The sequence below is a fragment of the Azospirillum melinis genome, from assembly GCF_013340935.1.
Lineage (GTDB): Bacteria > Pseudomonadota > Alphaproteobacteria > Azospirillales > Azospirillaceae > Azospirillum > Azospirillum melinis.
Genome location: NZ_WHOS01000019.1, coordinates 69747 through 83162 on the forward strand (window position 1 = coordinate 69747; position 13416 = coordinate 83162).

The following is a 13416-nucleotide window of genomic DNA, read 5'->3' on the forward strand; positions in this document are numbered from 1 at the left end:
CTCCCCTGATGATCGCCGGTGGGGCAAGGCCGGCCGCAAACAAAAAAGCCCCGACCGATCGGGTCGAGGCGCGGACGCGGCTCGGACCTTTTTAGCGGATTGTTTTACGTGGCCCGCAAGCCGGTCGACCAAATCACCACGTGGATCCGCTTGTACGACTGCCTATGACCGCCGTCAAGAGGGGTAGCACCGCAATCTTTTCTCCGTAATCCGCGCGTCCCGCCGATCCGAAATCACGGCCGATATTCAGCAAGATGTGCCAGGACGGCCGTCGAACCACCGGCTTATGGTCTCTCCCATCAACCGTGCAGGCCGGACAGACGATGAGCAGGCAGGAGTACGATGAAAGGTTTTCCAGGCTGTTCGACTATATCGACCAGAATCTGGAAGGAGACCTGTCGCTCGACAGACTGAGCGATGTCGCCTGTCTCTCGAAGTTCCACTTTCACCGTCTCTTTTCGGCTCATTTTGACATCAGCGTCGGGAAATACATCCAGCTTGCGCGGTTGAAGCGGGCGTCGTTCCGGCTGGCCTTCTATCCGGCCGACAAGGTCATCGACATAGCGCTGGATGCCGGCTTCGAGACACCGGAGTCTTTCTCCCGCGCTTTCAGGAAGACGTTCGGCCAGACCCCGTCCGAATTCAGGAAAACTCCGGAATGGCGGCAATGGCACGACCGTTATCGTCATATCAAAAGGAAAAGGATCAGGACTATGGATGTATCAATCGTCGACTTCGCGCCTGTCCAGGTGGCGGCTTACTGTCATCGGGGACCGATCGAAGACGTGAATGACTCGGTTCGCATCTTCATCGACTGGCGGAAGACCAGCGGTCTGTCGCCGCGCGACCGGTTCCGGACCTTCGGCATCGCGTTCGACAATCCGGAAACCACCGAGCCGGCCGACTTCCGGTTCGACATCTGTGGAGAGATCGATGGCGAGGTGCCGGAAAATCCGCAAGGGGTTGTGAAGAAGCTCATCCCCGGCGGACGTTGCGCCGTGGTCAGGCACCGGGGTTCGCATGAGCAGATCGGCGAGGTGGTGAGGTTTCTGTATGGCCGATGGATGCCGGAAAGCGGCGAGGAGCTTCGTGATTTCCCGGTTTATTTCCATTATCTGAACTTCATTGGGGAAACGGCGGAACATGATCTTCTGACCGATGTGTATCTGCCCCTAAAGTAATCAAAGACGATCAACAGGACCCGGAAGTGGCGCCGCTTCCGACGGTCGTGATCAGCCGATCTGCTCTTTGCCGGATTGCGCCGACTTCGACAGCATTCCTTTGACGTCTCCGAAATTTGCCCCGCCCAGCAGCGTTGCCAGCGCGCCGAAAGCTGCAGCGCCACCGGCGACAAGCAAGGCCAGCGCCAGGAACCGCACTGCGGTGGAGGGCGCGTCCAGCCAGGGCGTCAGCACATGCCCGCCAGCCAGGAGTGCAGCTCCCATGCCGGCCGCAGCCGCCGCGATCCGGGGAGCGCGGCGCTTCAGCCGGTCGTCCAGATCGAACAGGCCGCGCTTGCGCATCGCCGCCACCAGCAGCGCGACATCCAGCCAGGCCGTCAGCCCGGTGGAAAGCGCGATGCCGACATGGCCCAGCCAGGGCATCAGCAGCAGCGCCAGCAGGGCGGTCGCCACCGTCACGATGACGGCGACCCGCACCGGGGTCACCGTGTCGTGGCGGGCAAAGAAGGCGGCGTTCAGCGACTTCACGATCACATAGGCCGGGATGCCGATGGCGTAGGCGGCGAGGGCCGTCGCGGTGGCGTGCGCCTCCTGCGGACCGAAGGCGCCGCGCTGGAACAGCACGGCGACGATGGGCGTCCCCGCCACGCCGAGCGCGACCGCCGCCGGCAGGCCGAGCAGCAGGCTGAACTCGAGCGCGCGGCTCAGGTAATGGCGGACCATCCGCTCGTCCCCGGCGGCGACATGGCGGGCCAGCACCGGCAGAAGGGCGGTGCCGATGGCGATGCCGATGATGCCCAGCGGCATCTGGTTCAGCCGGTCGGCATAATAGAGGAAGGACACCGCGCCCGACGGCAGCAGCGAGGCAAGCACGATGTTCAGGAACAGGTTGATCTGCATGACCCCGGCACCGATGGCGCCCGGTCCGATCAGCCGGAAGAGCCGCCGCATCCCCTCCGTCATCCGCAGCGGGCGTAGCGTCAGCACCACCCCCGCCTTGGCACAGGCCCAGGCCATCCAGGCGACCTGAACCACCCCCGACAGCGTCACCGCCGCCGCCATGGCGGTGCCGGGTTCCAGCCCCAGCCGCGGGGCGATCAGCAGGGCGGCGACCAGCGTCAGGTTGAAGGCGATGGGCGCCGCGGCGAACGGTCCGAAACGGTCGAGCGCGTTCAGCACACCGCCCAGCAGCGCCACCAGCGAGATCAGCGCCAGATAGGGAAAGGTCAGCCGTGCCATATCCACCGCCAGGGTGAACTTGGCCGGTTCGTCGACGAAGCCGGGGGCGAGCCCGTGCATCAGCCAGGGCATGGCGACGATGGCCGCCAGCGTGAAAGGCAGCAGCATCGCCAGCAGCATTGCCAGCGCCTCCTCCGCGAAACGGATGGCGGCGCTGCGTCCGCGGGTCTGAAGCTCGGCGGCGAACAGCGGGACGAAGGCGACGCCGAAGGCACCCTCCGCGAAGAGACGGCGGAACAGGTTGGGCAGCTTCAGCGCGACGAAGAAGGCGTCGGCCACCGGGCCGGCGCCCAGCACCGCCGCGGTCAAAATGTCGCGTACGAAGCCGGCCAGCCGGCTCAGCAGGGTCAGTCCGCCGACGGTGGCGATGGCGCGTGCAAAGCTCATCGCGGCGGTATAGCCGGCTGCAGCCGCGCGGCAAAGCCGGCTTTTCGGCGCAGTTGACACCGCCGAGCGCGCCCAGCGCCCCTGCGGTCCGGTGCGCCGGAGCGTCTCTCGGAACGCTGTGGACGAGAGGAAAGGAGCAGTGGTCTGCATGGGTGGAGCAACTGTCCGCCGGTGCCACCTTGCCGGTTACGGCGTTGCGTCCGCATCTGCGTTGCGGCATTCTTGCGTCCGCCTGCCGCCGGCTGCCCGCTTTCCTGGCGATGGACACGGCCGGCGGACGATCCACTGCGTTCGGGGTATACGTGAAGCGGGCGCTCTGGCTTTTTTCCGGTTTCGGCGGGCGTCTGGTCCTGCCCGCCCTGGCAGTCGCGCTGGCCATCGCCGCCCTGTGGTGGATTCTGCTCGACCGCCTTCATCGGGAAGAGCGTCTGCTCGACCTGACCGCCCATGAGAAGACCGCCGTCGTCGCCCGTCTGGTGGAGGAGCATGCGGTTTCCACCTTCCGCCGCGTCGACGACCTGCTGCTGGACCTCATCGCCAACACCGAGCGTAACCGCTCCATGCGCCTGGATTCCCGGCGGGCCTTCGAAGAAGGTCTGGTGGTCGGGGTTCGCGTCTATGACTCGTCGGGCCTGCTGACCATGGGCGGGGGGCGGGCCACCTTCCAGGGGGCCGTCACCGACCGCGACGAGTTCCGCATAGCCCGCGACGCCGCGCCGCGCGGGCTGGTGATCGGCATGCCCTACGCATCGTCCGAAACGCAAGATCCGCTGATCCCGGTTTCGCGCCGGCTGGAGAATGCCGACGGCACATTCGCGGGGATCGCCGTCGCCGACATTCCGGTCGAATCCTTCGCCCGCTATTACCGCGTGCTCGGTTTGCCCGCCGACGGGGCGGCGACGCTGCTGCGGACCGACGGCGTCATCATCGCCCGCAACGCAGGGGCCAGCAGCGTTACGGGGCGGGGAACCACCAACAACGAACTGTGGCAGGCGATCAGGCAGCATCCTGTCGGCCACATCCGCATGATCAGTCCGGTCGACGGGGTGGAACGGATCACCGCCTTCCGGTCGGCGCCCGACTATCCGGTGGTCGCCATCGTCGGCGAATCGGTGGAGACGGTGTTCGGTCCCTGGCGCGACAATGCTCGCCTTTACATCGGATGGGCGGTCGCCACCACGGTGGTGATCCTGCTGTTCGTCATCGCCTTCATCGTCGAGCTGCAATGGCGCCGGCACACCGACCGGGCACTGCGGGTGCGCAACAGGGCGTTGGCCTGGAGCAACGACGGCATCATGATCGCCGACGCCACCCAGCCGGGCATGCCCATCGTCTATGTCAATCCGGCGCTCGAACAGCTGCTGGGTGCGCCGATTTCCGCCCTGATGGGCAGCGGCGCCCTGACCGCGCTGGAGCGGGCGACCAAGGACCGTGCGGCCTTGCAGCCCTTGCGCGACGCCATCGTCGTCGGACGCGATGCGCGGGTGGAGCTGACCCGGTCCGACCCCGATGAGGAGAGGGTGGACCCGAATGGGTCGCGCTGCCTGGAACTGAGCGCGTCGCCGGTCCGCGATCACGACAACCGGCTGGTCAGCCTGATCGCCACCGTCCGCGACATCTCCGAACACAAGCGTGCCCAGGCGGCGCTGACCGACGCGAGGCGGGAGGCCGACCGGGCGAATGTCGCCAAGTCCAAGTTCCTGGCCGCCGCCAGCCATGATTTGCGCCAGCCGGTACAGTCGCTGATGCTGCTGATGGAGGTGCTGTCGAGCCGCGTCAGCGACCCCATGACCCGCAATGTCCTGGGCACGATGGAGCGGGCGCTCGGCGCCTTGAAGATGCTGCTCGACGGGCTGCTGGACGTCTCCCGGCTGGAAGCGGGTGCGGTGGTGCCGGAGGTCGAAGTCTTTGCGCTGGCGGAGGTGATGGACCGCGTCGCCGCCAACAGCCGGCCGGTCGCCGTCCAGAAGGGGCTGCTCCTGCACATCGTGCCGAGCAGCGTCCATGTGCGCAGCGACCCGATGCTGCTCGGCCGCATCCTGCAGAATCTGGTGGAAAACGCCCTGCGCTATACCGACAAGGGCCGCATCCTGATCGGCTGCCGCCGCCGCGGCCACATGCTGCGCATCGAGGTGTGGGACACCGGCATCGGCATTCCCGCCGACCAGCAGGAGGACATCTTCCAGGAGTTCGTGCAGGTCGGCAACGCCAGCCGCAACCGCGACCAGGGGCTGGGGCTCGGGCTGGCGGTGGTGCGGCGGCTGTCGGTCATGCTGGGCCATCAGGTGACGGTGCGATCGACACCCGGCGAAGGGTCGGTCTTTGCGGTCGAGCTTCCCGTTGCCGATCCCCCGGCGGCGAAACCGGCGCCCGCTCCGTGCTCTCCTCGTCCCGCCTTCGCCACCACGGTGCTGGTGATCGAGGACGACATGATCGTCCGTGAAGGGCTGCGGGCCATGCTGGCAGAGTGGGGCTATGGCGTCATGGCCGCCGAATCCTGCGCCGAGGCCCTGGACCTCGCCAACCGCGGGCCGGCTCCCGACCTGATCGTCGCCGATTACCGCCTGCGCGACGGCCGCACCGGAACGGAAGCGATCCGCGAGGTGCGGCTCGCCCTGGGCCGCATCCTGCCGGGCATCCTCGTCACCGGCGACACCGCCCCCGCCCGCGTGCAGGAGGCGGAGGCCGGCAATTTCCGCGTGATGCACAAGCCGGTGATCGCCGCCGATCTGCGCCGTGCGGTGGCTGATGCGCTGGAAGCGCTGCGGCACGAACGCCAGACCGTCGCCTGACCGGCGGCGGGTGGCGGCCGGGGTCAGCCGAGGTCCGGTGCCTGCCGCGGCACCCGCAGGGTGAAGACGGCGCCGTGGCCGGGGTCGTTGCGGACGCTCAACTGGCCGCCGAGCGTCTGTGTCGCCAGATTGTAGGCGATGTGAAGCCCCAGCCCGACGCAGCCGGCATGGCGCGCGGTGGTGAAGAAGGGGTCGAAGATCCGCGGCAGGTCGGCCTCCAGGATTCCTTGCCCATCGTCGCTGTGAACCACCTCGATCCAGTCGTCGCCGTCGGCATGGATGTCGATGGTGATCCGGCCGCTCTGTTCCGGCCGGAAGGCATGCGTCAGTGAATTGCGCACAAGATGGGTCAGCACGCGGGCGAAGGCGCCGGGGAAGCTTTCCAGTTGCAGCGCCTCCGGACAGGCCAGCTCCACCCGATGGCCTGAGGAGCCGATCTGGGTGTGCAGGCTCAGCAGCACGTCCTCGGTGTATTCGCGCAGGTAGAAGGTGCGGCGCTCGTCGCCGGTCTGGTCGGCCGCCACCTGCTTGAACATGTGGACCAGCGCGGCGATGCGTTCGGTGTTGCCGACCAGCAGTTGCCCGGCCTCCTGCGCCACCTCCAGGAAACCGGCCAGGGCCGAGCGGGTCAGGGCGTTGGCGGCGAACTGGCGCTTCACGTCCTCCGCACGGCTCAGCAGGTGGGAGGCGGTGGTCAGCGCCACGCCGACCGGCCCGTTCACCTCGTGCGCCACGCCGGCGACGAGCTGGCCGAGGGATGCCATCTTCTCGGTCTGAACCAGACTGTCCTGGGCGGCCTGCAACTCGCGATAGGCCTGCTCCACCCGGTCCTTGGCCGCACGCAGGGCGTCGGCGGCTCGCGCCCGCTCCGTGGTGTCCAGCATGACGCCGAACAGGTGTGTCAGCCGCCCGTCCAGATCGAAGCGCGGCGCGCAGGAGGAGGAGACATAGCGGACCTCTCCCGCCGGATCGATCACCCGGTATTCGACATAGACGCGGCGGGAATTGCCGATCACGCTTTCCAGCATGTTGCCGAAGGACATGCGGTCATCGGGGTGCAGGATGCCCAGCAGATTGTCGAAGGTCGGCTCGAACCGGTCAGGGTCCTGGCCGTAGATGCCGAAGGCCTCGCGGTTCCACACCAGCGTGCCGCTGTGGATGCCGTACTCCCAATAGCCGAGATGGCCGGTGCGGTAAGCCTCCTCCAGCCGCTGCTTGGCGGCCTCGAGCTGGGCCGCGGCCTCTGCCCGCTCGGTGCTGTCCATCAGCACGCCGAAGACGTGGGTCAGCCGCTGCTCCGCATCCAGCCGCGGTGCGCAGGAGGCGGAGACATAGCGGACCCGGCCGTCACGGTCGTGGACGCGGTATTCGACATAGACGCGCTGGGGATTGCCGACCACGCTTTCCAGCATGTTGCCGAAGCGCGGCCGGTCGTCGGGGTGCAGGATGCCCAGCAGTCCGTCGAACCCTCCGGCGAAGCGGCCTCGCTCATGGCCCAGCACCGCCAGCCCGGCGTCGCTCAGCACCAGTTCGCCGGATTGGATGCCATATTCCCAGTAACCGAGCTTGGCGGTGTGATAGGCCTCTTCGAGATTCTCGGTCGCCAGCTCCAGCCTGCGGGTGGTGCGGCGCTGCTCGGTGACATCCTCCACCGTCGCGATCCAGGGCGGACCGCCGACGCGGACCAGCAGGTCGCGGGGCTCGCCGGTGGCTGACTGGATGGTGACTTCCCGTTCGGTGCCGGGGACGGCATCGGAAAGGTTGGCAGTGAAGGCGTCGGCGCTGCCGTAGCGGTCGAGAAAGCGGCGATTGCCGCGCAGCCGCCCGTCGGGCTCACGGAGCAGGGCGGCGACGGGCAGGGCATCGAAAAGCGGGGGCTCGGAGGATGGGGCGGGCGCCGCCGGTACGGAACCGGTCTCCTGCCCCGGAGCCCCCGTCACGTCCATTGCCTGACCCGCTGTCGTCATGTGCATCTCCACAGTCCGCGCCCGATCCACGGGCGCAACTGTCGGCGGACACTACACAAGCAATTCAGCGGGACCTATGCCCAATTCGGCGCAAATCGTCGCGAATTTCAGGGTATCAGGCTGTTGAGGTCGAAGTCCTGGGCGAAGGCGATCATGGCGCCGCAGGCGCTGCCCGATCCGACCCGCATCACGCCTTCTCCGACCACCGTCGGGAACTTGCTTTTCTGCAATACCTGCTGGGTCTTCACCGGATCGGCGACGCGCACGACGAAGCCGGCGAAGAAGGGCAGGGTGGCCGTCGCGAAGGCGGGATCTGCGGTCCAGGCCCAATGCAGGCGGTCGGGCGTGGCAATCAGCACGGGCACCTGACCGTCGCCGGGCCCGACCGGCTCCACCACGCGGGCGGAGCCGCGGTCGGTAACGGTGCCACCCAGCAGTGTGGCATAGGTCGCGGCGACCGCATCGGGATCGGCGGTGGCGATGACCAGCGCCTCCAGCCCGGTGGCGCTGTTGGCATGCTCCAGCTGGTCGGGACGCCAGACCAGATCGGGCGTGTGATGCTGGCACAGGAAGACGCGGCCGGCCGGGGTGGATGCCGGGTCGATCTGGGTGATGGTGAAAGTCGCATCGCGGCTGCCTCCCGGCAACTCCACCGGCCGGCCGAAATCGACGGGCTCCGAAACCGGGAAGCCGGCGGCGGTCAGCGGCTCGACGGCGGCGCGGGCGTCCGGCGTCTTCAGCGCGATGGCGGCGATGCCCTCGCGCTGACGCAGAAAAGCGGAGTAATGAGCGTTGGCCGGCCGCTGCTCCTCGATGCCCAGCAACTCAAGATAGGTGCCGGTCGGGAACAGGATGGTGTGGTTGGCGGATTTCAGCTGGGTGTGGTGGCCGCGCGGCGTCACGGTGAAGCCAAGCCGGGCGTAGGCGTCGCGCGCCGCGTTCAGGTCGCGGGTCGCGATGACCAGATGGTCCAGTCCGGTGATGCCGTCGATGCTCATGGCGTCCTGCCGCTGTCGGGTTTCTGTGCCGCCAGCGATAGAACAGCCGGCCCGCCGCGGCAAGCGCGAAGCGGCCGGGCTTCCGTGCGGAAGCCCGGCCCTTCGGTCACAGCGCCTGCTGCAGCTCCGGCACGGCCTTGAAGAGGTCCGCGACGAGGCCGTAATCGGCGACCTGGAAGATGGGCGCTTCCTCATCCTTGTTGATCGCGACGATGACCTTGCTGTCCTTCATGCCGGCCAGATGCTGGATCGCACCCGAGATGCCGACGGCGATGTACAGCTCCGGCGCCACGATCTTGCCGGTTTGCCCGACCTGATAGTCGTTCGGCACGAACCCCGCGTCCACGGCGGCGCGCGACGCACCCACCGCGGCACCCAGCTTGTCGGCCAGGGCCTCCAGCAGCGGGAAGTTTTCGCCCGACTGCATGCCGCGCCCGCCCGACACCACCACGCGGGCGGCGGTCAGCTCCGGACGCTCCGACTTGGTCAGCTCGGCCGAGACGAAGCTCGACAGCCCGGCGGCACCGGCGCCCGCCACCGCCTCGACGGCGGCCGAACCGCCTTCGGATGCTGCGGTCTCGAAGGCGGTGGTGCGGACGGTGATCACCTTCACCGCATCGGCCGACTGCACGGTGGCAATCGCGTTGCCGGCGTAGATCGGCCGCTCGAACGTGTCGGCGGAAACCACGGCGGTGATGTCGGAGATGGCAGCGACGTCCAGCAGCGCGGCGACGCGCGGCAGAAGGTTCTTGCCGACCGAGGTGGCGCCGGCCAGCACATGGCCGTAGCCGCCGCCCGTGACGGTGGACACCACCAGCGGGGCGACGTCTTCCGGCAGCTGATGCTCGTAAGCCGAATCGTCGGCCAGCAGCACCTTGGCGACACCGGCTACCTTGGCGGCGGCATCGGCAGCAGCCTGCGCGCCCTTGCCGGCGACCAGGATATGGACATCGCCGCCAATCTTGGACGCAGCGGTGACAGCGTTCAGCGTGGCGGGCTTCAGCGAGGCGCCGTCGTGGTCGGCGATGACGAGAATGTTGGCCATGGTCAGTTCATTCCCCTCAGATCACGCGGGCTTCGGTCTTGAGCTTGTCCACCAGGGTAGCGACGTCCGGCACCTTGATGCCGGCCTGGCGCTTCGGCGGCTCGGCGACTTTCACGGTCTTCAGGCGCGGCGTGACGTCGACGCCCAGGCTGTCCGGCGTGACGGTCTCCAGCGGCTTCTTCTTCGCCTTCATGATGTTGGGCAGCGAGGCATAGCGCGGCTCGTTCAGGCGCAGGTCGGCGGTCACCACCGCCGGCAGCTTGAGTTCCACCGTCTCCAGCCCGCCGTCGATCTCGCGGGTCACCGCGACCGTGCCGTCACCGGCGGTGATCTTGGAGGCGAAGGTGCCCTGGCCCCAGCCCAGCAGCGCCGCCAGCATCTGGCCGGTCTGGTTGCAGTCGTCGTCGATGGCCTGCTTGCCGAGGATGACGAGGCCGGGGGCCTCCTTCCCGACCAGCGCCTTGAGGACCTTGGCGACGGCCAGCGGTTCGGTTGTCACGTCGGTCTGCACCAGGATGGCGCGGTCGGCGCCCATGGCGAGTGCCGTGCGCAGCGTCTCCTGGGCCTGGGTCGGGCCGACGGACACCACCACGATCTCGGTCGCCGTGCCGGCTTCCTTGAGACGAACCGCTTCCTCGACGGCGATCTCGTCGAAGGGGTTCATGCTCATCTTCACGTTGGCGGTCTCGACGCCGCTGCCATCCGCCTTGACGCGGATCTTCACGTTGTAGTCGACGACCCGCTTTACGGGCACCAGCACCTTCATGATGGAGTGTCTCCTCTCGGATGGTGTTCTTGTTAAGGCTCAGGCGACAGCGGACAGGGCCTGTCCACGCAAGGCCGCGACCGCATCGGGGATCGGCGGGGAGGAAACCGTGGTGCCGAGTGCGGCCAGCACCTCGGCCGGTGTGACCACGCCTTTGGCGCCCAAGAAGGCACCCTGGACGACGGCCAGCGCCGCCAGCCCGCCCCGCGTTTCCATGCGGTGTTCGATGAAAATATACTTGTCGTCCCAGCAAAGGACCCGGCTGACCAGGGTGAAGCGCTGGAACGGCCGCAGAGAGCGGCGGTAGCGGATGGTCGCTCCGCCCAGCACCGGCTGCCAGCGGTTGCGCAGGATCGCCGGACCCAGTCCGACCCGGATCATCAGATCGGTGCGGCCCAGATCCATCACGCTGAAATAGCGCGCGTTGGTCATGTGCAGGTTGATGTCGAGGTCGGTCGGCCAGACCCGGAACCGCAGCGCCGACGGATCCAGCAGCCCGGCGCGGCGGCCGCGCCATGCGGCGACGATGGCGGCGACGGCAACCGTCAGCAGGCGGAAGATCAGGTTCATGCCCCATCTCCCGTTCCGCCCTTCACCCCGCCCTTCATCCCGACTGCATCGCAGGCCGCCCGCAGCCATTGTTGTCCCATCATGCTCCGATCCCCCTCATAGGGCCGACCGGAGCGCCGGGGGCGCCCGACCGGTCAGCTGTCCTTCGCGGCGGACTTCTGCTCCGCCAGGGTGTTGTTGACCTGCTCTTCGATGTCGCGCAGTTCCTGTACGGTGGCTTCCAAATCCTCGCGCTGCTGGGCGAGGTCCTTCAGCCGCTTCTGCACGCGCTTCAACAGGTTCTTCTGCTGCTCGACCCCGCCATTGACGTTGTAGAGGTCGAGATATTCACGGATTTCCGCCAGCGAGAAGCCCAGGCGCTTGCCCCGCAGGATCAGCTTCAGCCTGGCGCGGTCGCGCTTCGTATAGACCCGGTTGTTGCCGACGCGGTTGGGCGCCAGCAGTCCCTTGACCTCGTAGAAACGCAGGGCCCGCGGAGTGATGCCCAGCTCCTCCGCAAGCTGGTTGACCGTGTAAAGCTGTTCCATCCCTGGGAAGACCTTTTGTTCGTGTTCGGCACAATGCGCCTTCCGTTTGGTAGCACAGCTGCCGTCGCGTGATAAGGCTTCCCTTTACGTCCGGGTGAGGGTGATGACTTCGGGTCATCCCCCGTTCGATAGAGCCTGCCGAGCCTCGGCGATCAGTTCCTTCTTCGACAGCTTGCCTACGGCGGTCTTCGGCAGCTCCTCGCGGAACTCGATGGCCGTCGGCATCTCGATGCGGGAGATCTTGTCGCGCAGGAAGTCGCGCAGCGCCTCCACCGTCATGCTAGCGCCCGGCTTCAACTGCACGAAGGCCTTCGGCGTCTGCCCGCGGTAATCGTCGGGCAGGCCGATGACGCAGGCGGCAACCACATCGGGGTGCTGGTAGATCGCTTCCTCGATCATGCGCGGATAAACGTTGTAGCCGCTGCAGATGATCAGGTCCTTCAGCCGGTCGAGCAGGAAGACGTAGCCGTCCTCGTCCATCGTCCCGACATCGCCGGTCAGCAGGAAGCCGTCGATGACGGTGCGGTCGCTTTCCTCCGCCCGGCCCCAATAGCCGGCCATCACGTTGGGGCCGGCAATTGCCACCTGCCCCTTCTCGCCGATGCCGAGCTTGCGGGTCGGGTCCTCGAGATCGCGGATCTCGATGGAGATGCCGGGCAGCGGCAGGCCGATCGACCCTTCCTTGTTGACGCCGCTCAGCGGGTTGGCGGCGCAGACGGGCGAGGCTTCCGACAGGCCGTAGCCTTCGATCAGCACACAGCCGGTCGCCGTCTCGAACTGGCGCTTCAGCTCCATCGGCAGCGGGGCGCCGCCGGAGATGCAGTAGCGGATCGAGGTCATCGGATAGCGGGCGACCTGCGGGTGGCCCAGCAGCGCCTTGTACATGGTGGGCACGCCGGGGACGAGCGTCGGCTTGCGCTTGGCGATGGTCTTCAGAACCTGTTCGGTCTCGAAGCGCGGGAGCATGATCAGTTCTGCGCCGCAGGCCAGACCCATGTTCAGCACCACCGTCATGGCGAATACATGGAAGAAGGGCAGCACGGCGAGCATGCGCTCCTGGCCCAGCGCCACGGTGGGGAACCAGGCCTGCACCTGCCGGGCGTTGGACAGCAGGTTGTGGTGGGTCAGCATCGCGCCCTTCGGCACGCCGGTGGTGCCGCCGGTGTATTGCAGCACGGCGACGTCGCGCAGCCCGTCGATGCGCACCGGGCGCAGTTTGCCGTCATTGGCCAGCAGGCTGCCGAAGTCGACATGGCGGTCGTCGCGCGGCACGGCGGCAAGCTCGCTGCGCTTCAGCACGCTGAACAGCGCCTTCTTCACCGCCGGCAGGATGGTCGCCATGCGGCAGACGACGATGCGCTTCATCGGCGTGCGCGCCAGCATCGCGGCGACGCGCGGGTAGATCTGCTTCAGGTCCAGCGTCACCATGATCTCGGTCTGCGAGTCGGTGATCTGGTGCTCCAGTTCCCGCTCGACATAGAGCGGGTTGTAGTTGACGACGGTCCCGCCGGCCTTCAGCACCGCGAAATAGGAAATGACGTAGGTCGGGCAGTTCGGCAGGCACAGGCCCACCCGTACCCCCGGTCCGACGCCCAGATCCTGGAAGCCGCGGGCCGCGCGGTTCACCAGATCCAGAACCTCGGCATAGCTGTAGCGGCGGCCCAGGAAGTCCAGGCAAGGACGATCAGCATAGCGCCCGGCCGCCTCTTCGAACAGCATGTGCAGCGGCATCGGCGTGAACTGCTGGTCCCAGGCGATCCCGTTCGGATAGTGCGTCAGCCAGGGATGGGCGGCATCATCGGCGGCAACGTTTACGGCGGCGGTGGACGGGTTGGCGCTCTGCGCAAGCGGCTCGGGCATGTTTCGCTCCCCTTGGCGGTGGCGCGTTCCGGATCACCTGGCAGCCTGTACCGAAAGGCGGCAACCGTGGCGGCGGGCGTCAGA

Annotated in this window: 10 protein-coding genes and 1 riboswitch; of the genes, 2 read left to right on the forward strand and 8 right to left on the reverse strand. The window is 67.3% G+C overall.

Annotation, left to right across the window (positions count from 1 at the left end):
* Positions 1 to 70: 70 nt before the first annotated feature.
* Positions 71 to 150, reverse strand: a riboswitch (SAM riboswitch).
* 173 nt (positions 151 to 323) lie between these two features.
* A complete protein-coding gene (locus GBZ48_RS16260; protein WP_174471964.1) occupies positions 324 to 1181 on the forward strand; it encodes an AraC family transcriptional regulator in 858 nt (285 codons plus the stop codon).
* Between the two features lie 51 nt (positions 1182 to 1232).
* Here GBZ48_RS16260 and murJ read toward each other — a convergent pair whose 3' ends face one another.
* A complete protein-coding gene (gene murJ, locus GBZ48_RS16265; RefSeq protein WP_174471965.1) occupies positions 1233 to 2807 on the reverse strand; it encodes a murein biosynthesis integral membrane protein MurJ in 1575 nt (524 codons plus the stop codon).
* A gap of 302 nt (positions 2808 to 3109) precedes the next feature.
* Between murJ and GBZ48_RS16270 the strand changes: the two genes are divergently transcribed.
* A complete protein-coding gene (locus tag GBZ48_RS16270; RefSeq protein ID WP_343049560.1) occupies positions 3110 to 5599 on the forward strand; it encodes a hybrid sensor histidine kinase/response regulator in 2490 nt (829 codons plus the stop codon).
* Positions 5600 to 5622: 23 nt separating this feature from the next.
* Here GBZ48_RS16270 and GBZ48_RS16275 read toward each other — a convergent pair whose 3' ends face one another.
* The 7 genes from GBZ48_RS16275 to GBZ48_RS16305 form a co-directional block, all read right to left on the reverse strand.
* On the reverse strand, positions 5623 to 7566 hold the full coding sequence (locus tag GBZ48_RS16275; RefSeq protein ID WP_246307236.1) for a PAS domain-containing protein: 1944 nt from the start codon (positions 7564 to 7566) through the stop codon (positions 5623 to 5625).
* Between the two features lie 107 nt (positions 7567 to 7673).
* Positions 7674 to 8564: a VOC family protein gene (locus GBZ48_RS16280; protein ID WP_174471966.1), complete on the reverse strand. Its 891-nt coding sequence runs from the start codon at positions 8562 to 8564 to the stop codon at positions 7674 to 7676.
* Positions 8565 to 8670: 106 nt separating this feature from the next.
* Positions 8671 to 9609: an electron transfer flavoprotein subunit alpha/FixB family protein gene (locus GBZ48_RS16285; RefSeq protein WP_174471967.1), complete on the reverse strand. Its 939-nt coding sequence runs from the start codon at positions 9607 to 9609 to the stop codon at positions 8671 to 8673.
* A 16-nt stretch (positions 9610 to 9625) separates the two neighbouring features.
* Positions 9626 to 10375: an electron transfer flavoprotein subunit beta/FixA family protein gene (locus GBZ48_RS16290; protein ID WP_174471968.1), complete on the reverse strand. Its 750-nt coding sequence runs from the start codon at positions 10373 to 10375 to the stop codon at positions 9626 to 9628.
* A 39-nt stretch (positions 10376 to 10414) separates the two neighbouring features.
* The gene (locus GBZ48_RS16295; protein WP_174471969.1) at positions 10415 to 10945 is read right to left on the reverse strand and encodes a thioesterase family protein; all 531 of its coding nucleotides are present in this window, start codon (positions 10943 to 10945) and stop codon (positions 10415 to 10417) included.
* A 134-nt stretch (positions 10946 to 11079) separates the two neighbouring features.
* Positions 11080 to 11472 (reverse strand): MerR family transcriptional regulator, encoded by a 393-nt coding sequence (locus tag GBZ48_RS16300; protein ID WP_174471970.1) that lies wholly within the window; start codon positions 11470 to 11472, stop codon positions 11080 to 11082.
* A 114-nt stretch (positions 11473 to 11586) separates the two neighbouring features.
* Entirely contained in the window at positions 11587 to 13332 is a 1746-nt protein-coding gene (locus tag GBZ48_RS16305) for a long-chain-fatty-acid--CoA ligase (RefSeq protein ID WP_174471971.1), read from the reverse strand.
* Positions 13333 to 13416: the final 84 nt, after the last annotated feature.

Coding starts and splice junctions, on each gene's coding strand:
- GBZ48_RS16260 (WP_174471964.1), top strand. CDS start 324: ATGAGCAGGCAGGAGTACGATGAAAGGTTTTCCAGGCTGTTCGACTAT.
- murJ (WP_174471965.1), bottom strand. CDS start 2,807: ATGAGCTTTGCACGCGCCATCGCCACCGTCGGCGGACTGACCCTGCTG.
- GBZ48_RS16275 (WP_246307236.1), bottom strand. CDS start 7,566: ATGACGACAGCGGGTCAGGCAATGGACGTGACGGGGGCTCCGGGGCAG.
- GBZ48_RS16280 (WP_174471966.1), bottom strand. CDS start 8,564: ATGAGCATCGACGGCATCACCGGACTGGACCATCTGGTCATCGCGACC.
- GBZ48_RS16285 (WP_174471967.1), bottom strand. CDS start 9,609: ATGGCCAACATTCTCGTCATCGCCGACCACGACGGCGCCTCGCTGAAG.
- GBZ48_RS16290 (WP_174471968.1), bottom strand. CDS start 10,375: ATGAAGGTGCTGGTGCCCGTAAAGCGGGTCGTCGACTACAACGTGAAG.
- GBZ48_RS16295 (WP_174471969.1), bottom strand. CDS start 10,945: ATGAACCTGATCTTCCGCCTGCTGACGGTTGCCGTCGCCGCCATCGTC.
- GBZ48_RS16300 (WP_174471970.1), bottom strand. CDS start 11,472: ATGGAACAGCTTTACACGGTCAACCAGCTTGCGGAGGAGCTGGGCATC.
- GBZ48_RS16305 (WP_174471971.1), bottom strand. CDS start 13,332: ATGCCCGAGCCGCTTGCGCAGAGCGCCAACCCGTCCACCGCCGCCGTA.